Source organism: Actinoallomurus rhizosphaericola, assembly GCF_024055675.1.
In the GTDB taxonomy this organism is placed as follows: Bacteria; Actinomycetota; Actinomycetes; order Streptosporangiales; family Streptosporangiaceae; genus Actinoallomurus; species Actinoallomurus soli.
Window position 1 is genome coordinate 84,773 of record NZ_JAMXMW010000007.1, and the last position, 18,986, is coordinate 103,758.

An 18,986-nucleotide genomic window follows, 5' to 3' on the forward strand; every position below is an offset into this window, starting at 1 on the left:
TAGGGTCGAGCGCATGACGAACGAGAACGAGAGTGTGCAGAGCATGGTGCTGGGGGACGTCGAGGTCATCCGGGTCGTGGAATGGCATGAACCGTTCCTGCCCACCTCAGGAATGTTCCCGGCAGTCGCTGCCGATGTATGGCGGGACAACGAGGACTGGCTGGCACCGGACCACTGGGAGCCGGACACCGATCGGGCGGTGCTCGCTCTGCAGACCTGGGTGCTGCGCAGCGGTGGGCGGACCGTCCTGGTCGACACCGGCGCGGGCAACGGGCGCGAGCGACCGGGCATGGGGCCCTTCCACCGGTCCCAGAGTGATCTCCCTGGCCTTCTGGTGAAGGCCGGTGTCCACCCGCAGGATGTGGACGTCGTCGTCAACACCCACCTCCACGTCGATCACGTCGGCTGGAACACCGTCGACACAGACGGGCAGTGGGTACCGACATTCCCCAACGCCCAATACCTCATTCCTGCCGCAGACGACTTCCATTACGGTCCGGACAACGCGTACGGCAACGGCGCGCAGAAGGTCGACCGCCTGATCTACGAAGACAGCATCGCGCCCATCCACGAGGCCGGACAAACCGTGCTGTGGGACGGCCTTCATCGCATCGACGACCACCTCACCCTGGAGTCCGCGCCCGGCCACACCCCCGGCTCGTCCGTGCTGCGACTCGCATCCGGGAACGACCGGGCGGTTTTCGTCGGAGACCTGCTGCACAGCCCGGTGCAGATCCTCCAGCCCTGCTGCAACAGCAACGCCTGCCTGGCCCCGGAACAAGCGGCGGCCAGTCGCCGCCGGATTCTCGGGCGGGCCGCCGATGAACGGGAACTGCTCGTCCCCGCGCACTTCGCTGGTGCGGGCGCGGTGGAGGTCCGACGGGAGGGCGATGGATTCGCCCTCGGCGCATGGGCGACGGCCGACCCGAAGAAGGCAGCGTCATTCTCCGAGTGATCCTTTGGTCCGGCGTTTCGCTCGAGGTGCGGTCGCCGCACCCGGCTGAGCCTGCGGAAATCCACGAGCCGTCCTGCACGGAACCCCTCGACCTCCCAGACTGGAGGCCTTCTTCATGACGCACACGTCGACCGACCAGCCCACGACAAGAGCGAGCGGGGCCCTCGTCCCGGTGCTCGCCTTCACGGGCATCGTGGTCTCGGTGATGCAGACCCTGCTGGTCCCGGTGATCAAAGACCTGCCGCAACTGCTGGGCACCGAACCGAGCAACGCGACTTGGGTCATCACCTCGACCCTGCTCTCCGGCGCCGTCGCCACACCGATCATGGGCCGTCTCGGCGACCTCCACGGCAAGCGCAGCATGCTGATCCTCAGCCTCGCGGTGATGGTCATCGGCGCACTCGTCAGCGCCCTCACCAGCGACCTGCTCACGATGATCGCAGGCCGGGCCCTCCAAGGCTTCGCGATGAGCGCGATACCCCTCGGTCTCGGCCTGATGCGCGACATGCTCCCCCGCGAGAGGCTGGGCTCGGCGATGGCCCTCATGAGCTCCTCCATGGGCGTCGGCGGCAGCGTCGCCCTGCCCGCCGCGGCCCTGGTCGCCCAACACACCGACTGGCACGCCCTCTTCTACGGCGCCGCCGGCCTCGGCATCCTCTGCCTCGCCCTCACCGTCCTCGTCGTCCCCGAATCCCCGACCCGCGCGCAGGGCACCTTCGACGTCCTGGGCGCGATCGGGCTGTCCGCCGGTCTGGTCCTCTTCCTGCTCCCGATCACCAAGGGCAACGACTGGGGCTGGACCTCCGGGGCCACCCTCGGACTGTTCGCCGCGGCGGCGGTCGTACTCGTCCTGTGGGCCGTGATGGAGCTACGTCTCAAGGCGCCGCTGGTGGACCTGCGCACCACGGCCCACCCCGCGGTACTCTGCACCAACCTCGCCTCGATCATGGTGGGCATCTCCTACCTGGCCGCCTCCCTGGTCCTTCCCCAGCTGCTCCAGCTGCCGAAGGCCACCGGCTACGGGCTCGGCCAGTCGATGGTGGTCGCCGGCCTGCTCATGGCACCGCTCGGCCTGACCATGATGCTCACGGCTCCCCTCTACGCCCGGCTGTCCGCGAAGTACAGCCCCAAGGTCACCCTGATCCTCGGCATGATGATCATCGCGATCGGCTACGGGGCCGGCCTCGGCCTGATGAGCGCCCCCTGGCAGAGCCTCGTCATCACGGTGATCCTGGGTCCGGGCATCGGCCTCGCCTACTCCTCGCTCCCCGCCCTGATCATCGGCGCTGTCCGCGCCTCGGAGACGGGCGCGGCCAACGGCCTCAACACCCTGATGCGCTCGATCGGCTCCTCGGCCTCCAGCGCCGTCATCGGCATGGTCATCGCCAACACCGCGAACGACGTGAACGGGGTCGCGGTCCCGACCATGCACGGCTTCCGCGTCTCCTTCCTGGTCGCGGCAGCTTCGATGGCGATCGGCCTGCTCATGGCCTTCCTCCTGCCCCGAGCCCGCGATCCTGGACCTGGCGCTCGCCCTCGCGCCGAAGCAGACGGCGCACCGGCCTCCGGAGTCAGGGCGTACGGCGGGCGGCGAGGTCCTCGACGGCGCGGGCGACCTGCGACGGGGCGGAGATCAGCGTGAGATGCCGCGCCCCCGGGATCAGGGTCGGCTCCGGAGCGCCGATCCGGCGGGCCGTCTGGGCCGCGGAGTCCTTGGCGAACACGTGGTCCTCGGCGCCGTACACCACCGCCTTGGGCACGCCGACCGATCGCAGCCCGGTCAGCCGGCCGGGAGGCAGTCCGGGCACGCCGTACCGCAGCATCCCCCAGATTCCGGACTCCGCGCCGGCCACCTGGAAGGGCCGGCGCCATTCCTCCACTCCGGCCGCGTCCAGGCGGGCGCAGCCCGGGCCGCACTGCGCGGAGTAGATGGTGCGGATGAGCCAGTCGGAGCGAACGCCCAGGCGCAGGAGGGTGGTCCGGTAGGGCGGGATGATCAGATAGCGGGCGGCGGAAGGCGGCCCGGCCCCGGTGCTGAGGGCGTCGCCGTCGAGGAACATCAGGCCGCCGACGCGGTCCGGGGAGCGCAGCGCGGCGTCCGCGACGGTCGCGGCCCCCGAGGAGTGCCCGACCAGCACGGGCCGGCGCAGGCCGAGCGCGTCGATGAAGGCGAGCAGCTGCCGTGTCTGGTGGTCCAGGTCGTACGGCGCGCGCCGCGAGGTGTACCCGGCCCCGTTGAGGTCCAGGGCGTACACCCGGTGGTCGCGGGCGAGGAGCTCGGCGACCGGCTGCCAGGTGTCGGCGGACTCGGCCGCCCCGTGCACGAGGACGACCGGCGAGCCGCCGGTGCCCCACGCGCGGTACCGGGTCAGCAGGTCGCCGGTCCGTACGTAGGTGAGTCCGGCGGGCGGGCGGACCCGGCCGGCGGTGGCCGCGTTGTAGATGAAGGAGAACATCGTCGTGGCGACGGCGAGGGCGAGCACCGCCAGGCCCAGCCGCCGCCCCCAGCGCCGCCACCACGGCCGCCGCGGCCGGCCGGCGGGGACGGGTGCGTCCCCTCCCGGCGGCTCGGGCGGCGCGTCGGCCGGTCCTGGATCTTCGGTGCGCACCCCGGCGGCGGCGTCCCCGGGGGCGGGGTGGTTCGGGGGCGGCCCGTCCGGGGCCGCGCCGTCGTGCCGATCGGTCATGAGGCCTCCTTCGCCGGCCTCATGACCAAGGTGCTGTGCTCGATTGATTCCCTCGCTTCGCTCGGTCATGAACCGGCGGCCTCCACGACGGCGGCCCACGTCTCCAGGAGCGCCTGGGCGGAGTCCCGGTCGGCGCCCTCGGCCCACAGGTGGGTGACCGCCTCGGCCGGGTCGGGCAGGACGAGCACCCAGCTGGCGTCGTCCTCGATGACGCGGACGCCGTCGGTCGTGTCGATCAGGCGGTCGCCCGCGGCCTCGACGACGTGCCGCATGACGCTGCCCTTGGCCGCCCACGGGGTGGGGACCGACCGTTTCAGCAAGTGTGCCTCCGGAATCCGCTGGTCGATCTGGGAGAGCGTCAGGCGGGTGCGTGCGACCAGGCCGAGCAGCCGCAGGAACGCGGCGACCCCGTCCACCGTGGGGCTGAACTCCGGGATCACGAATCCGCCCCGGCCGTCTCCGGCGAAGATGATGTCGTCGGCCGTCGTCGCCTTCGTCAGCACGTCCTGGGAGGTGGAGGTCCACTCGACCTGCACGCCGTGGAAGCGGCAGACCTGCTCGGCCACCCGCGTGGTGGTGACCGGCAGCGCGACCCGGCCGCCGCGCCGCTCCGCGGCCACGAGGTCGAGGACGACGAGCAGTCCGCGGTCGTCGCTGATCAGCTCGCCGTTCTCGTTGACGAGGCTGATGCGCTCGGCGACGGTGTCGAAGCGCACGCCGAACGCCGCCCGCGAGGAGGACACCAGGTCGCTCAGCCGCTGCAGGTCGCGCATGCGCTCGGCCAGCGTCTCGGTCGGCGACACCTCGTCGAGGCGGTTGTTGACGGTGAGGACCTCGACCCCGATGCGGCCGAGCAACTGCGGCAGGACCAGCGATCCGGTGCCGCCGGCGCAGTCGATGACGATCTTCAGCTCGGCCTCGCGGACCCCGCGCAGGTCGATGCGGCGCTCCAGGTCGCGCGCGTAGCTCTCGAAGACCCGGGCGGGGTAGGTCAGCTCGGCGATCTCGCCGGGGAACGCCCGGCGGTACTCCTGCCGGCTGAACACCCGCTCCAGCTTCCGCTGCGCCGCCTGGGAGAGGTCCGCGCCGTTCTCGTCGAGGAAGAGGATGTCGACGCCCTGCGGGTCGCCCGGGGTCGTACGGATGACGATGCCGCCCGAGCAGTCCTCCCGCGCGGTCTCGTACCGCGCGACCGGGATCGGGCAGGCCTCCAGGTCCTGGACGTTGATGGCGCTGGCGGTGAGCGCGCTCTGCACGGCGCGCTTGAGCGTACGGGCCGCCCGGGAGGCGTCGCGGGACGCCGTCACGCCCGCGCCCTTCTTCAGCGTGGTGGCGTACGCGCTGGCCAGCCGCACCGCGAGCTCAGGGGTGATCTCGACGTTGACCAACCCGGACACCCCACGCGGCCCGAAGAGCGTGCGCTGGCCGCGGGACTCCCAGATGACGCTGGTGTTGACGACCGCCCCGGCCTCGATGGTCTTGAACGGGTAGACCTTGACCTCACTGGAGATGTACGCCTCGGCCTCGATCACGCACTCGTCGCCGATGATGGCGCCCTCTTCGACGCGGGCGGCGGACATGATGTCGGTGTTCTTGCCCACGACGCAGCCGCGCAGGTTGGCCAGTGGGCCGACGAAGACGTTGTCGTGGACGATGGCGCGGTGCAGGAACGCGCCCTCCTTGACGACGACGTTGCTGCCGAGCACGGTGAACTCCCGCAGCTCCGCACCGGCCTCGACCTTGGCGTAGTCGCCGATGTAGAGCGGGCCCTTGAGGATCGCCTCGGGGTCGACCTCCGCGCCCTCGCCGACCCAGACGCCCGGGGACATCTCGAAGCCGTCGAGCTCCGCCTGGATCTTGCCGGACAGCATGTCGGCCTGCGCCTTGAGGTAGCTCTCGTGGGTGCCGACGTCCTCCCAGTAGCCCTCGGCGACGTAGCCGTACAGCGGGGCGCCCTCGGCGAGGAGCTTGGGGAAGACGTCACCGGACCAGTCGACGGACTCGCCCGCCGCGACGTGGTCGAGCACCTCCGGTTCCATCACGTAGATGCCGGTGTTGACGGTGTCGGAGAACACCTGGCCCCAGGTGGGCTTCTCCAGGAACCGCTGGATGCGGCCGTCGTCGTCCACGATGATGATGCCGAACTCCAGGGGGTTCGGCACACGTTTGAGGCCGATGGTGACGAGCGCGCCGTTCTCGCGGTGGAAGCGCACCATGTCGGTCAGGTCGATGTCGGTGAGCGCGTCGCCGGAGATGACGAGGAACCGGTCGTCGCGTAGCGCGTCCTGGGCGTTCTTGACGCTGCCCGCGGTGCCGAGGGGCATCTCCTCGGTCGCGTAGCTCAGCGCCATGCCGATCTCTTCGCCGTCGCCGAAGTAGTTGCGGACCAGCGCGGCGAGGAACTGGACGGTCACGACCGTCTCGGTGAACCCGTGCCGTTTCAGCAGACGCAGCACGTGCTCCATGATCGGTTTGTTGACCACCGGCAGGAGCGGCTTCGGCTGGTTGGCGGTCATCGGACGCAGGCGGGTTCCCTCCCCGCCCGCCATCACCACGGCCTTCACTGGAGCCACTCCTTCACGGGTACGCCGATCATGGTAGGGGTTCCGCTCCCTTCAGCTCGCCGGAGCCGCGGTCGGCCAGCACGAGCCGGCGGACCTGGACGGTGTAGAGGACGGCGGCCCACCAGTACAGACCCGTTCCCCAGATCGTGAACGCCCAGCCGACCACCTTCGCGACGGTCGCGTAGGTCCCCGAGTGCGCCCCCAGGAACAGCAACGGGAAGGCATAGAGCAGGCAGAGCGTCGCCGTCTTGCCGACGAAGTGCACCGGGAGGGCGGCGTAGTCGTGCCGCCGCAGGACGGCGAGGGGCAGGGCCATGTACACCTCGCGGCCGACCAGGACGAGCGCCACCCAGAGGGGGACGACGTCCCGGACGACGAGCCCGATGAGCGTCGCGAAGATGTAGAGCCGGTCGGCCGCGGGGTCGAGGAGCGTGCCGAGCTCGCTGGTCTGGTCGAGCATCCGCGCCAGCTTGCCGTCGAGCCAGTCCGACAGTCCCGCGAAGACCAGGATGCCCAGCGCCCACCAGTCCTCCTTGACGAGGACCAGCCACAGAAAGACGGGAACGCCGATCAGACGAGCGAAACTCAATGCGTTAGGCCACGTCCACAGACGGTCGTTCAACGCCCACCTCCCGCTCCCCCACGCTGGTCATGACCTTACCTGTCGGTACCGCCGCGTGCCGTGGCCGGGCCGTGGACGCGGCGCGGAGCCGCCTCCCACGGCCACGCAGGCCGGGCGGGTGATCGGCGGATTCATCCGCGGCCGGGCGCGCCGGGGCCCGCGGACCGGCTCGTCCGGGTCCGGCCATCGGCCCCGTCAGGGCTGGCCCGGAGCCGGGCGGCATGTTATTCCGGCCCGCGCGCGGGCCGGGGGCGGTCAGGCCCGGTCGGCCGGCCCGCCCTCCGGGCACTCCGGGCCGGGCCCGCGATCGCCCGCACCGGCGGGCGCGGGCGGCCGCACCCGTGCGACCTCCACGCAGCAGCCGCTGGGATTGCTGTACCTGCTCTTGCGCCAGTCTCGATCCGACGACGGAACGTCCGGGCCTGTCCGCAGCACTGTGATCCCTTCCACGGCGCCGCCCGCGGATCGTCCTCCGGCGGGCCGTGGATCGGCAGGGTGATCCGCGTCGAGGGGCGCGGCCGGCGCCCGATCATGCGCATCATATCCCGGCATGTGCACAATGCACATGCCCCCGGATCCGCGAGAACGGCGGGCGGCGCGGGCGGCTACTACCAGCGGTGGTGCACCTGCGGGCGGATCCGGCGGTCGTAGAGATCGCGCACGGCGTCGAGTGTCGGCTCCGGCAGCGGCGCCAGGCCGGCCGCGGCGCAGTTGGCGCGGACCTGGTCGGGGTTGCGCGCGCCCGGGATGACCGTGGTGACGCCGGGCTGCTGGATGATCCACCGGAGTGCCGTCTGCGCGGGGGTGGCCCCCGGCGCCGCCAGCGCCGCGAACTCGGCCGCCGCGTCGACTCCGGTGTCGTAGTCCACGCCCGAGAACGTCTCGCCGACGTCGAACGCCTCTCCTCGCCGGTTGAACGTCCGGTGGTCCGCGGGGCCGAACTCCGTGTCGTGGCGGTAGCGGCCCGACAGCAGGCCCGAGGCCAGCGGCACGCGCGCGATGATCCCGACGCCGGCCTCGGCGGCGGCCGGCAGCACCCGCTCCAGGGGCTTCTGCCGGAAGGCGTTCAGGATGATCTGGACGCTGGCCGTGCCCGGCCGGGCGATCGCGGTGAGCGCCTCGTCGCACGTCTCGACGCTGACGCCGTACGCGGCGATCCGTCCCTCGTCGACGAGGGTGTCCAGGGCGTCGAACACCTCGTCGCGGGAGTAGACCGGCGTCGGCGGGCAGTGCAGCTGAACGAGGTCGAGGGTGTCGACCCCGAGGTTGGCGCGCGACCGGTCGGTCCAGGCGCGGAAGTTGTCCAGGGTGTACTCGGCGGGGTCGAGCGGGGCCCGGCGCCCCATCTTGGTCGCGACGAACAGACCGGGGTGATCGCGCAGGAAGCGGCCGATGATCTGCTCGCTCCGCCCGTCGCCGTAGACGTCGGCCGTGTCGAGGAACGTGACCCCGGACTCGACCGCCGCCTCGAGGACGGCGACGGCGTCCTTCTCCTCCACCTGCCCCCAGTCGGCCCCCAGCTGCCAGGTGCCGAGCCCGATGACCGACGCGCGCCGGCCGATCCTGTCGATGAGACGTTCCTCCATGACAGGCCATTATCGGGTCCGCCCCGCCGCGCGCGCGACCGGGCCCGCGAACCGATGGGGCGCTGGACGCCGGTGTCTCATCACCCGCGGCGTCCAGCGCCCTTGTCACCGGCCCCGGATGCGCGAGAGGCCGGGCTGAGGAGAGGCTGGATCTACTGGGGCGGATCGACGTGCCTCTCCATCCACGGTCCCGGGAACGGCGGGCTGGGCGGTGCGATTCATTTGGGAAGATCCACTAAGGATCGGCACACCCGCCTGTCACCGGAACTCTTTCGACGGTAACCCCGCAGGTCAGCGCAGGGGAAGAAGCTCCACCTTCACAGAAAATGACAACGGATGTCCGATTCGGTGACCGAGAGACCGCGTCCGCCGGCGCCGCGGGGCGGTGCCATGGGCCTTCCGTCCGGATCCGCATCACCGGAGAGATGGCGGTGGTCGTGGTGGTACCGGTCGTCACACGCCGCGGCCGATCAGCGAGCCGAGGCAGGGGGCTCGGGGAGTGCGGTCGGGGTGATCCGCCACCCGGCGGGGACGATCTCCCGTGCTGCGGTGATGAAGTCGGCAGCGGCCTGTTCGGCGTCAGGTCCCTCGAAGAAGAAGATGGTGTAGCGGTCGTTGTGCTCGGTGACGGGGGCGGCCTCGTGTGTGCGGGCCAGTGCCGGCAGCACAGTGTCGATCAGGTCGGCCTGCCGGTCGTCATGGGGCCCGCGGTGGTTCACGGTGACGGGGTGGGTGTTGTGGGAGCCCTTGCGGACGTCCATCGAGACGGCGAGGGTCTCCTCTTCCAGGGTGTACTTGGGAGAGCGGAACCGCATGGCATATGGTCCGGGCCGCGGGAGGCCGTGCCGTTCCAACTCGGCGAGGACACGCTCTCGGCACCATGGCGCGGCGCCGATGGAGCCGGCGTCGGGGTCGATGCCGAAGAGGGTCATGACGACCGGGCCCGTGGCGTACGGCTGTTTCCGCATGCCGTACGTCAGGTAGCGTCCTTCTGGCGGATCGCTGCTCTTCAGCACCAGGCGAAGTCGATACGTGATCAACACGGTACGCCCGGTATTCACGTGTTCGGTGTAGATCAGGCCGGCGATGTCGTCCCAGGGAATCCGGCGGCGGCGCCACGGCCGGATGATGGTGACGGCGGTGTCATCGAACCGTACCGCCACCAGCCAGGCCATCTGCACCGCATGAAGCAGGAGCGGGGTACCGAGGAGACACAGGAGCCGCCCGCCCGGGGAATGCAGCAGGCCCGACCCGGCGGCCAGGCCGATCCCGAGGGCAGACCGGCGAGCCATGCCACGGCCAGAGGCAATCCGTGCTCGGGTACCAGCGGATACAGGCGAACGGTCGTCGGTTCCGGCATTGGCCCCACCGCCCCCTCGTTTCAGATCATTTTCGGGCCGTCGATCGGCGGCGGCAAGGCGATCGGCCGCGGCGTCACACGCTCGCGAGCGCGATGGCCGTCCAGTGCTCGAAGCGGGAGTACCCGTCGGCGATGTCCTGGGTCTCCGGAACGGGCATGCTCAGGATCATGTCGGCGGCGTCCAGGAGGTCCCAGTAAGGGTGCCGGCCGTCCGGCCCGGCGATCCGCTGGTAGAAGGCGAGGAACCGCTCGGCGACCTCGAGGCCGTACTCCATGGCCAGGCTGATCCGCATCCGGGCCAGGTCGACGCCGTACGGGCCCCGGCAGCCGGTCGTCCAGTCGACGATCCCGGTCAGCCGGTCCCCGGACCACATGATCTGCCCCGGGTGGAAGTCGCGGTGGATGAACCCGCCGGGCGTCTCCGGGGCGGGGCCGGAGATCACCTCGAACACCCGCTGCCAGAGCTCGGGACTGCCCGACCAGGCGGGCGGGCGGCGCTCCCCGTGGACGGCGGGGTCGTGGTACGGCGCGTAGGCGCGCAGGTCCGCCTCCGGCTGCACCTCGTGGACCCGCGTGAGGGCCTGGGCCATGCCGATCAGGTAGGCGTCCATGTCCCAGGGCCGCACCGCGTGCCGGCCCGGCACCCGCGTCACGAGGAGCGCGGGAACGTCGCAGAGCCGGCCGTACGGGTCGGCGGCGAGCAGGCGCGGCGCCGGCACCTCGGTGTCGTCGAGGAGCTCGAGGACGGCCGCCTCGACGGCCGGGACGTACCAGGGGTCGGTCCGCAGCCGCGCGGTGTCGTGGAACCGGCGCACCACCAGGCGGCGTACGGGGTCGGTGCCGGCGTCGATCGCGTGCAGGGTCGTCGAGCCGGCGCCCATCGAGCGGATCGAGGTGATCCGGCCGCCCACGACGTCACGGACCCACCCCAGGACCGTCTCCGGCGGATGCGGAGATGCCATCTACCGGGTGGAGCCGATCTGAGCCACGGTGACCACCTTAATTCTCCGTCGATTACCCCGGTGTCGCCTGCCCGACACCGTCCGTTCGCCGGGCGCGGCTAGCGTCGCTGCGCCACTTCCGACGACATGAGGCTCAATGGCTAATTCCGATCGCATCTCCGAGGTCTACAAAGGCGAGATCTGGGCCGAAAGCACGCAGCGGGTCGCTCGTGATCGTATCCACTGGCTCGTCGGCCAGGCCACCGGAGAGGTGCTCGACATCGGGTGCTCGCAGGGCATCGCCTCGATCCTGTGCGCGCGGCGCGGGCTCACCGTACTCGGCGTGGACATCCAGGCCGACCGTATCGAGTACGCGAACAAAGAACGCGACGCCGAGCCGGAGGACGTACGCGCCCGCCTGGAGTTCCGGCTGGCGGACGCGAGCGCGCTGGACCTGCCCGACGCCTCGTTCGACACCGTCATCATGGGCGAGATCGTGGAGCACATCCCGGACGCCTCCCCGTTCCTCAAGGAGGCCGCGCGGGTGCTGCGCCCGGACGGGGTGCTGGCCCTGACGACGCCGTTCGGCCTCAGCAAGCACCACGACCACTACGCCACCTTCTACGTGGACTCGCTGGTCCGGTTGCTCGCGCCGTACGTCTCGATCGAGAGCCTCGACATCGTCGACCGGTACCTGCGGGTGCGGGCGCACCCCGGGCCGATGGCCGACCCGGACCGGCTGATCATCGAGTCCCAGCCGCTGATGGAGCGCGCGTTCATCGCGATCCAGGAGGCGATGCAGGACGAGAAGGAGCGGATGCGGCGCTACGACATCGCGATCGCCCGCTACGAGCAGGTCAACGCCCGGATGAAGAACCTCGAGGCGCGCCTGGCCCACCAGTCCTACCGGACCGAGTACGTCACCTGGCAGCTCAAGTCCGCCAAGAACCGCAAGTGGTGGCGGCTGGGCGAGGCGCTGTGGAGCGCCAAGCGGCCCGCCGACGCGCTCAAGCTGCCGAAGAACGTGGCGAGCGCGCTGAAGCCCCCGCCGCGCCTCGCGGAGCCGAAGCCCGACACGACGACCGGCTCGCCGGACCAGACCGGGCACTACTCGGCGATCGCCATCCCAGAGGTCGCCGTCCCGGACGGGCCGGTCGCCCGCGACCTGAAGGTCGCGGTGATCCTCGACGTGTTCTCCGCGACGGCGTTCCGGTACGAGTGGCAGCAGATTCAGTTCGGGCCGGAGGACTGGCGCGAGGTCCTGGAGCGTGAGCGGCCGGAGCTGCTGTTCGTCGAGTCGGCCTGGCACGGCAACGACGGGCGCTGGGCGACGATGATGAGCGCGGCGGGCGCGCCGAAGCAGCCCGTGCGCGACCTCGTCGCCTGGTGCCGGGGCCAGGGCATCCCGACGGTGTTCTGGAACAAGGAGGACCCGCCGAACTTCGACCGGTTCATCGAGACGGCGAAGCTGTTCGACCGGGTCTTCACCGTCGACGCCGACTGCATCCCGCGCTACGTCGAGGCGCTGGGCCACGACCGGGTCGCGCTGCTGCCGTTCGGCGCGCAGCCGCGGATCCACAACCCGGTGGCCGTGCCGGGCGGGCGGAAGTACGAGGTGGCGTTCGCCGGGACGTACCACTCCAAGAAGTACCCCGAGCGCGCGGCGCAGATGGACACGATCCTCGCCCCGGCCCGCGAGTTCGACCTGCACATCTACAGCCGCATCTCCGACGACCCGGACTTCCAGTTCCCGCCGGAGTACGCCGACCACATCGTCGGGTCGCTGCCGTACGAGAAGATGCTCGCCGCGTACAAGGCGTACAAGATCTTCCTCAACGTCAACTCGGTGACGAGGTCGCCGACGATGTGCGCGCGCCGGGTGTTCGAGCTGTCGGCCTGCGGTACGCCGGTCGTCTCCGGCCACTCGCGGGCCCTGGAGGAGGTCTTCGGCGACCTCGTACGGCTCTCGACCACCCCGGAGCAGACCACCGAGGCCCTGGTCGAGCTGATGAAGAGCGCGGACCTGCGGGACCGGATCGGGCACCTGGCCATGCGCGAGGTGTTCGAGAAGCACCTGTACGGGCACCGGGCGGACGCGATCCTGTCGGCGGCGGGCGTGTCCGCGCCCCGGCGGGAGCGCTCGATCTCGGTGATCCTGCCGACCAACCGCCCCGAGCAGATCGACCACGCCATCGAGCAGGTCGCCCGGCAGGTCCACCGGCCGCTGCAGCTCGTCCTGGTCACGCACGGCTTCTCCTCCGACCGGGCCGCCGCCAAGGCGCGGGCCGCCGGGCTGGAGAACGTCGTCGTGCTGTCCGCCGACGCGGGCCTGACGCTCGGCGCGGTGCTGAACCTCGGCATCGACGCGGCCGACGGCGCGTACCTCGCCAAGATGGACGACGACAACCTGTACGGGCCGCACTACCTGAGCGACCTGGCCTACGCCTTCGACTACACGACGGCCGGCCTGGTGGGGAAGGGCGCGCACTACTGCGAGATGCGCACGCACGGGGTGACCCTGCTGCGCTTCCCGCACCTGGAGCACACCGAGGCGGAGCTCATCCAGGGCGGCACGATCCTCGCCGACGGCGACGTCCTGCGGCGGCTGCGGTTCTCCGACCTGCCCCGCGCCGTGGACAGCGACCTGCTGCGCCGGGTCCAGGCGGAGGGCGTCGGGATCCACTCCGCGGACCGCTTCAACTTCGTCTCCGTGCGCGGCGACCGCGAGGCGCACACGTGGAAGGTCAGCGACGAGGAGCTGATGCGGCACGGCCGGGTCGCGTTCCATGGGCCCGCCGAGGAGCACGTCGTCTTCTGATGCTGGACACCGCCTCCGAGCCGGCCGTCGCGGCGGCGGCCCCGCGCCGCCGCGGCGAGCTCCTGCTGCCCGCGATCCTGCTGGCGGCGTACGCCGTGCTGCTGCTCCTCGACCTGTCGGTCCCGCAGCCGGTGGACCACAGCCGGTACATGGACGCCGCCCGGTCCTTCCCGTCCCGGCCGCCGGACCCGATCTTCGAGCACCAGTACCTGCGGATCGGGCTGACCGCGCCGACCGCGCTGGCGATGAAGGTCTTCGGCTACTCCGAGGCGACCTATCACCTGTTCCCGGTCGCGGCGGCGCTGCTGCTGTTCGGGTCGGTGTACGCGATCGGGCGCCTGCTGTTCGGCCGCCTCGTCGGCGCCGTGTCGGCGGCGGTCCTCGGCTGCGTCGGGATCGTCGTCGTCGCCGGCACCGAGCTGCTGCCGGACCTGCCCGCCACCGCCCTGTTCACCGCGGCCGTCGCCCTGGCCGTCGCGCTCCGCCGTGGGCTGCTCCGCCACCGCCGGGTCTGGCTCGTCGTGATCGGCGTGCTGCTCGGGTGGAGCTACCTGGTCCGCGAGTTCATCGTGTTCGTCTGGCCGCTGGTCCCCGTGCTGCTGTGGCGGCGGATCGGCCGGTGGGACGCGCTGTGGGCGTTCGTTCCGGTTGCACTGACCGGCATCGGCGAGACGGCGTTCAACGCGTGGCTGTACGGCGACCCGCTGGCCCGCCTGCACGCCGGGTCGGGCCTGGGCGACCTGCCGTCCCGCCCGGAGGTCGCGAAGACCTTCCACAACCTGCCGTTGTGGGTGTACCTGTGGCGGCTGCCGCAGCAGCTCGCGACGCTCCCCGAGGGTCCGGGCCTGCTGCTCCTCCTCGCCCTGACGCTCGGCGCGGGCGTGGTCTGCTCCGTCGGTCTCGTGCGGGGGTGGCGCGGCGGCCCTCCGGCGGATCCGCCGATACGGCGGGCCGGCGTGTTCGCGCTGTGGATCGTGCTGCTGTGGGTGCCGCTCACGCTGCTCGGCGGCGTCCTGAACCCGGCCCATCCGAAGCTGCGCCTGCAGCTCCTGCGCTACTGGTACCCGGTGTTCCCCGCCTTCGTCCTGGGCGGCGTCGCGGCGCTCTGGCTGCTCGGCCGCGCCGTACGCCCGCGGGCGCGGGCGGCCGCTCCGGCCGTCGTCTGCTGCGTCGCGCTCCTCACGGCGGGACTCGCCGTGTTCGGCCGGCCGGGCGCGCCCGGCTGGGCGGGCTCGCCGCGCGTGTCGTCGGACGCGCTGCCGGAGTTCCGGTCCTGGCTGGCCCGCTCCGGCGCCCGCACGGTCTGGGCGGACGCGAAGCTGTACCGCGTCCTGCCGATCTACTTCGTGACCCGGACCGGCCACCGGGTGTGGCGCGGCCGCCTGCGGCCGTTGACGAACGCGGGACAGCCGGCGGTGGGCGACTTCGTCGTGGCCTACAGCGTCGGCAGCGACGCCTGCCCGCGCTGCGGCGACGCCGCGAAGGCCGCCCTGCCCGGCATCCCCTCGACCTGGCGCCCCGTCCTCACCAGCCACGACCACCTGCTGCACGTCTGGCAAGTCCACTGACGCGCTCAGCGACATGACAGGACGTTGGTTTTAGTAGGGGCGGTGTCGGGTGCTGGCATGTCGACGACCGACGGGGTGACGACGCCCCGCAGGCTCAGTGCCGCAGGTGTTTCGCCTGGAGAGGAAGCGCTGCCCTAGGTCGCCGGACCGGTGCCAGGATGACCGTATGGCGGACATCCTCCAGTTCCAGCTAAATCACATCCCCGCACCGGATCGTGAGCCGGAGCCGTTGTGGCGCGAGGTGCTCGGTCGAACCCTGCGCGCGGCCAGGGAGGAGCAAGGTGGGCGCCTCATCGACATCGCGGAGCGGGCCGGCATCTCGCCCCAGTACCTGTCCGAGATCGAACGCGGTCGCAAGGAGCCGTCGAGCGAGATGATCGCCGCGGTCACCGGTGCACTCGGCATCGACCTGGCCGACCTGCTCACCGACATCGCGGGCGATGTCCGGCGGCACCGCAGCACGAGTCCCACGGTCGGGCGCCGTCCCGCAGGACCCGTGCTCATGGCCGCATGAGACCGTGGTCAGATTCGGTGGTCGATGACCTGGTCCGCTAGCCCGTAGCCGACGGCGCTCGCCGCGTCGAACACGCGGTCCCGGTCGGTATCGTGCCGCAACTGCGCGACATCGTGACCAGTGTGCCTCGAGAGGATCCCCTCCAGCTGCGTGCGCACCCGTATCACCTCGTCCGCCTGGAGAATGAGGTCCGGGATGGCGCCGCGACCCTGCGCTGCGGGCTGATGCAGTACCACCCGGGCGTGGGGCAACACGGAACGGCGTCCAGCCTCGCCGGCAGCCAGCAGCACCGCGCCGGCCGCGACCGCCTGGCCAACGCACGTCGTCGCCACCGGCGCCTTGATGTAGCGCATGGTGTCGTACAGCGCGAGCATCGCCGACGGGTCGCCGCCCTCGGAGTTGATGTACAGGTTGATCTCCCGCTCCGGGTCGTCCGCCTCCAGGTACAGCAACTGGGCGATCAACGCGTTCGCCACGCCGGAGTCGATCGCGGTGCCGAGGTAGACGATCCGCTCCGCCAGCAGGTGCGAGTAGACGTCCATGATCCGCTCGCCCCCCGCGACCCGCGTGATGACGTTGGGGATGGTGTACGTGCTCACGCGCGGACTCCTGTCGCCGAGCCGAGTCCCAGCGTGTGCGGGCGCACGGGCACGACCTGGCTCAGATCGTTGACGATGTGGTCGATGAAGCCGTACTCGCGGGCCTGCTCGGTGGTGAACCAGCGGTCGTGCAGCGAGTCAGCGAAGATCCGGTCGATCGGCTGGCCGGTGTCCTCCGCGATGAGGCCGAGCACCGTGTCCCGGGTGTGCCGCAGGTCGTCGGCCTGTACCTCCACCTCGACGGCCGATCCGCCGATCCCCGCCGAGCCCTGGTGCATCAGGATACGGGCGTGAGGTAGGGCGAAGCGCTTGCCCGGTGTGCCCGCAGACAGCAGGAACTGCCCCGCACTGCACGCCAGTCCCAGCGCGAGGGTGGCCACGTCGCACGGCACGAGCCGCATCACGTCGCGGATGGCCAGCATCGCCGGGACGGAGCCGCCCGGCGAGTGGATCCACAACGCGATGTCCTTCCCGGGATCCTCGCTCGCGAGGGAGAGTAGCTGTGTCGCAAGCACCGTCCCGTTGTCGTCGTCGAGCGCGCCGTCGAGGACCAGTACCCGCTGGCTGAAGAACCGTTCTCGGAGCCGGTGGTCGAACAGCGGCTGCTTCTCATCGTTCGTCATGCCCCGACCATGCCGCCTACGTGGCGCCAGCCGCCGGTTTCGCTGCTGTGAGCAGATCAGCCCTCAGCAGGCCAGGTATTTCGACGGGTGCCTGTCGGTGCTGCTGCAGGCCAGCCGTACCCGGGCCGAACTGGCCAGAGATAGTTCGGGACGCCTGATTGCCACCACGGCAGCCCGTCGAGCCATGCGCGCTCATCGGCACGAGCAAGTGCCTGCTCGGGTTTTGGATCGAGTGCGCGATCGGCGGCATGACAGTGCACGGTGCCACCCCCTTCAACGCGGCGGAATGAGGAACCGCAGGCCGGGCCGCCCTCTCGTGGGCGAGAGGGCTCAGCGGGCGGGAACCGGTTCGGGCGAGGGACGCCACTCCCGCCTGATCAGCCCGTACACCCACGAATCCGACACCTCGCCGTTCACGATGCAGTCCTCCCGCAACGTCCCCTCCCGCAGGAACCCGAGCTTCTCCAGGACGCGAGCGGACGCCGCGTTGCGTGTGTCGGCCTCGGCTTGCACTCGGTTCAGGTCCAGCGTGTCGAATGCCCACCGCAGCAAAGCGCGCGCGGCCTCCGTCGCGTAGCCGCGGCCCCACGCGGCGTCGTGAAGGCAGTAGCCCAGCGCCGCGCTGCGGTGGTCCGGGCTCCACCGGGTCAGGCCGCACCAACCGAGGAACGCCCCGTCGGAGGCACGGTCGATGACCAGTCGCGCCCCGGTGCCCTCGTCCGCCATCTGCCGGCACGCCGCGATGAAGCGCTCGGCGCGCGCACGCTCGCCCCAGGGCGGCACGTCCCAGTAGCGCAGCACGTGGGCGCTGCTGTGCAGGGCGAAGAGGTCGTCCGCGTCCGCGTCGTCGAAGGGACGCAGTCTAAGGCGAGTGGTGCGCAGCGTCGGGGTGGGCAGCGGCATAGGCGTCATGTTCCCTCCGGTGATTGGTGGCCGATCAACCTGACATCCAGGGCCGACCACTCGCAATGGGTTTTCTCGGCGGGCAGGCGGAACGACGTGCTCGCTCATCGGCACGTGATGTCACATCTGCCCGTCTTGGCCGTTGAGCACTACGGATTCGTGTTCACAGATACTTCCGCGCCGTCGTGGAGGCCACGGAGAGGACGCTTCCACGAGCGGATCGGCGGCAGGCGTAGGTCGTCGCCTACAGCATTCGGCAGCGACGCCCCTCCCGCTGCGGCGACGCCGCGAAGGCCGTGCCCGCCCGGAATCCCGTCGACCTGCACCAGGTGCTCACGCGCCACGACCACCTGCCGCACGTCCGCCAGGGCGGCTGAGGCGACCGGTATGGACGTGCGGCCACTCACGTTGCCGGAAGTGGCCGACGGCCGCGGCAGATCATCTCTTCCCCGTAGCCTCGGTCATGGCGGCAGCGGCTCCACCGTCTCGATGGATTCGGGCGCCGAGCCGCGATGAGTTCTCCTCCGCCGCGTGGTCTCCACAGAGGTCCCCTCATCCATCGGCACGAAAGCAGGTAGATCATGGCCAAGATGCTCTATTCGGTCAGCATGTCGCTGGACGGCTTCATCGCCGGCCCGGGCGGTGACATGTCCTGGCTGACGCCGTACATCGGGCCGAACCCGATGGTCGGGGAGTTCATCGCGCGGATCGGCGCCCTCCTCGTCGGGAAACGCACCTTCGGCGGCGACGACCCGCACCGGGGCACGGAGAAGGAGGGCAAGCCGTTCGGCGGCGGCTGGGAGGGCCCGCAGTTCGTGCTCACCCACCACGCCCCGGCCGATCCCGTGCCCGGCGTCACCTTCGTCGACGACCTCCACAAGGGGGTCGCGGCGGCCAAGGAGGCCGCCGGCGACAAGTACGTCAACATCCTCGGCGCCGAGGTCGCCCGGCAGTGTCTCACCGCCGGGCTGGTCGACGAGCTCCTCATCTTCATCGCGCCCGTCCTGCTCGGCGACGGCGTCCGCCTGTTCGACCACGCCGGCGGCCACAAGATCAAGCTCGAACGCCTGCGCCAGAGCGAGGTGCCGCTCGCCACGAACCTATGGTTCCGCGTGGTCCGCTGAGCTCCGCCGCCACGCCGCGCACCGCTGGAGCCCACCACTCCCCCGCGGTCAGCCCCGTCAGCAGGAACCCGTGGACGGTGGCCTCGCCGGGCACCAGCCCGGGATAGGCGCGCCCGGACAGG

16 protein-coding genes are annotated in these 18,986 nt (G+C 71.0%); 6 read left to right on the forward strand and 10 right to left on the reverse strand.

Annotation, left to right across the window (positions count from 1 at the left end; translation table 11 throughout):
• Positions 1 to 43 precede the first annotated feature (43 nt).
• Positions 44 to 955, forward strand: coding sequence for an MBL fold metallo-hydrolase (locus NE234_RS17735; RefSeq protein ID WP_252781414.1), 912 nt, complete (start codon positions 44 to 46; stop codon positions 953 to 955).
• Positions 956 to 1,070: 115 nt separating this feature from the next.
• Entirely contained in the window at positions 1,071 to 2,597 is a 1,527-nt protein-coding gene (locus NE234_RS17740; RefSeq protein WP_252781415.1) for an MFS transporter, read from the forward strand.
• Here NE234_RS17740 and NE234_RS17745 read toward each other — a convergent pair.
• The 7 genes from NE234_RS17745 to NE234_RS17770 form a co-directional block, all read right to left on the reverse strand.
• Complete coding sequence (locus NE234_RS17745) at positions 2,527 to 3,642, reverse strand: alpha/beta fold hydrolase (protein ID WP_252781416.1); 1,116 nt, start codon at positions 3,640 to 3,642, stop codon at positions 2,527 to 2,529. The two genes, NE234_RS17740 and NE234_RS17745, sit on opposite strands and share 71 nt — an antisense overlap.
• Before the next feature lie 65 nt (positions 3,643 to 3,707).
• Entirely contained in the window at positions 3,708 to 6,206 is a 2,499-nt protein-coding gene (locus NE234_RS17750; RefSeq protein ID WP_252781417.1) for a sugar phosphate nucleotidyltransferase, read from the reverse strand.
• Positions 6,207 to 6,234: 28 nt separating this feature from the next.
• Positions 6,235 to 6,828, reverse strand: coding sequence for a CDP-alcohol phosphatidyltransferase family protein (locus NE234_RS17755; RefSeq protein ID WP_308206902.1), 594 nt, complete (start codon positions 6,826 to 6,828; stop codon positions 6,235 to 6,237).
• Positions 6,829 to 7,083: 255 nt separating this feature from the next.
• A complete protein-coding gene (locus tag NE234_RS45945; protein WP_406567019.1) occupies positions 7,084 to 7,395 on the reverse strand; it encodes a DUF397 domain-containing protein in 312 nt (103 codons plus the stop codon).
• Between the two features lie 41 nt (positions 7,396 to 7,436).
• On the reverse strand, positions 7,437 to 8,414 hold the full coding sequence (locus NE234_RS17760; RefSeq protein ID WP_252781419.1) for an aldo/keto reductase: 978 nt from the start codon (positions 8,412 to 8,414) through the stop codon (positions 7,437 to 7,439).
• Between the two features lie 470 nt (positions 8,415 to 8,884).
• Positions 8,885 to 9,706, reverse strand: coding sequence for a hypothetical protein (locus NE234_RS17765; protein ID WP_252781420.1), 822 nt, complete (start codon positions 9,704 to 9,706; stop codon positions 8,885 to 8,887).
• Between the two features lie 142 nt (positions 9,707 to 9,848).
• Positions 9,849 to 10,736, reverse strand: a complete 888-nt coding sequence (locus tag NE234_RS17770; RefSeq protein WP_252781421.1) for an aminoglycoside phosphotransferase family protein — start codon at positions 10,734 to 10,736, stop codon at positions 9,849 to 9,851.
• Between the two features lie 136 nt (positions 10,737 to 10,872).
• On the opposite strand from NE234_RS17770, the gene NE234_RS17775 reads away from it, so the two are divergent.
• The 3 genes from NE234_RS17775 (at position 10,873) to NE234_RS17785 (ending at position 15,615) form a co-directional block, all read left to right on the forward strand.
• Positions 10,873 to 13,533 (forward strand): methyltransferase domain-containing protein, encoded by a 2,661-nt coding sequence (locus NE234_RS17775; RefSeq protein ID WP_252781422.1) that lies wholly within the window; start codon positions 10,873 to 10,875, stop codon positions 13,531 to 13,533.
• Positions 13,533 to 15,101, forward strand: coding sequence for an ArnT family glycosyltransferase (locus tag NE234_RS45080; RefSeq protein ID WP_305886699.1), 1,569 nt, complete (start codon positions 13,533 to 13,535; stop codon positions 15,099 to 15,101). Before NE234_RS17775 ends, NE234_RS45080 begins: the two co-directional genes overlap by 1 nt.
• A gap of 166 nt (positions 15,102 to 15,267) precedes the next feature.
• Positions 15,268 to 15,615, forward strand: a complete 348-nt coding sequence (locus tag NE234_RS17785; RefSeq protein WP_252781423.1) for a helix-turn-helix domain-containing protein — start codon at positions 15,268 to 15,270, stop codon at positions 15,613 to 15,615.
• Positions 15,616 to 15,623: 8 nt separating this feature from the next.
• On the opposite strand, the gene NE234_RS17790 is transcribed toward NE234_RS17785, so the two are convergent.
• The 3 genes from NE234_RS17790 to NE234_RS17800 all read right to left on the reverse strand — a co-directional run bounded on the left by NE234_RS17790 (position 15,624) and on the right by NE234_RS17800 (position 17,740).
• Entirely contained in the window at positions 15,624 to 16,214 is a 591-nt protein-coding gene (locus tag NE234_RS17790) for a ClpP family protease (protein WP_252781424.1), read from the reverse strand.
• On the reverse strand, positions 16,211 to 16,837 hold the full coding sequence (locus NE234_RS17795) for a ClpP family protease (protein WP_252781425.1): 627 nt from the start codon (positions 16,835 to 16,837) through the stop codon (positions 16,211 to 16,213). Before NE234_RS17795 ends, NE234_RS17790 begins: the two co-directional genes overlap by 4 nt.
• A gap of 330 nt (positions 16,838 to 17,167) precedes the next feature.
• Entirely contained in the window at positions 17,168 to 17,740 is a 573-nt protein-coding gene (locus NE234_RS17800; protein ID WP_252781426.1) for a GNAT family N-acetyltransferase, read from the reverse strand.
• Between the two features lie 581 nt (positions 17,741 to 18,321).
• On the opposite strand from NE234_RS17800, the gene NE234_RS17805 reads away from it, so the two are divergent.
• A complete protein-coding gene (locus tag NE234_RS17805; RefSeq protein WP_252781427.1) occupies positions 18,322 to 18,864 on the forward strand; it encodes a dihydrofolate reductase family protein in 543 nt (180 codons plus the stop codon).
• Positions 18,865 to 18,986: the final 122 nt, after the last annotated feature.

What these genes read in the sequence shown, in the direction of transcription:
- NE234_RS17735 (WP_252781414.1), top strand. Translation starts at nt 44, where the DNA reads ATGGTGCTGGGGGACGTCGAGGTCATCCGGGTCGTGGAATGGCATGAA.
- NE234_RS17740 (WP_252781415.1), top strand. Translation starts at nt 1,071, where the DNA reads ATGACGCACACGTCGACCGACCAGCCCACGACAAGAGCGAGCGGGGCC.
- NE234_RS17745 (WP_252781416.1), bottom strand. Translation starts at nt 3,642, where the DNA reads ATGACCGATCGGCACGACGGCGCGGCCCCGGACGGGCCGCCCCCGAAC.
- NE234_RS45945 (WP_406567019.1), bottom strand. Translation starts at nt 7,395, where the DNA reads ATGTGCATTGTGCACATGCCGGGATATGATGCGCATGATCGGGCGCCG.
- NE234_RS17760 (WP_252781419.1), bottom strand. Translation starts at nt 8,414, where the DNA reads ATGGAGGAACGTCTCATCGACAGGATCGGCCGGCGCGCGTCGGTCATC.
- NE234_RS17765 (WP_252781420.1), bottom strand. Translation starts at nt 9,706, where the DNA reads ATGGCTCGCCGGTCTGCCCTCGGGATCGGCCTGGCCGCCGGGTCGGGC.
- NE234_RS17770 (WP_252781421.1), bottom strand. Translation starts at nt 10,736, where the DNA reads ATGGCATCTCCGCATCCGCCGGAGACGGTCCTGGGGTGGGTCCGTGAC.
- NE234_RS17775 (WP_252781422.1), top strand. Translation starts at nt 10,873, where the DNA reads ATGGCTAATTCCGATCGCATCTCCGAGGTCTACAAAGGCGAGATCTGG.
- NE234_RS45080 (WP_305886699.1), top strand. Translation starts at nt 13,533, where the DNA reads ATGCTGGACACCGCCTCCGAGCCGGCCGTCGCGGCGGCGGCCCCGCGC.
- NE234_RS17785 (WP_252781423.1), top strand. Translation starts at nt 15,268, where the DNA reads ATGGCGGACATCCTCCAGTTCCAGCTAAATCACATCCCCGCACCGGAT.
- NE234_RS17795 (WP_252781425.1), bottom strand. Translation starts at nt 16,837, where the DNA reads ATGACGAACGATGAGAAGCAGCCGCTGTTCGACCACCGGCTCCGAGAA.
- NE234_RS17800 (WP_252781426.1), bottom strand. Translation starts at nt 17,740, where the DNA reads ATGCCGCTGCCCACCCCGACGCTGCGCACCACTCGCCTTAGACTGCGT.
- NE234_RS17805 (WP_252781427.1), top strand. Translation starts at nt 18,322, where the DNA reads ATGGCCAAGATGCTCTATTCGGTCAGCATGTCGCTGGACGGCTTCATC.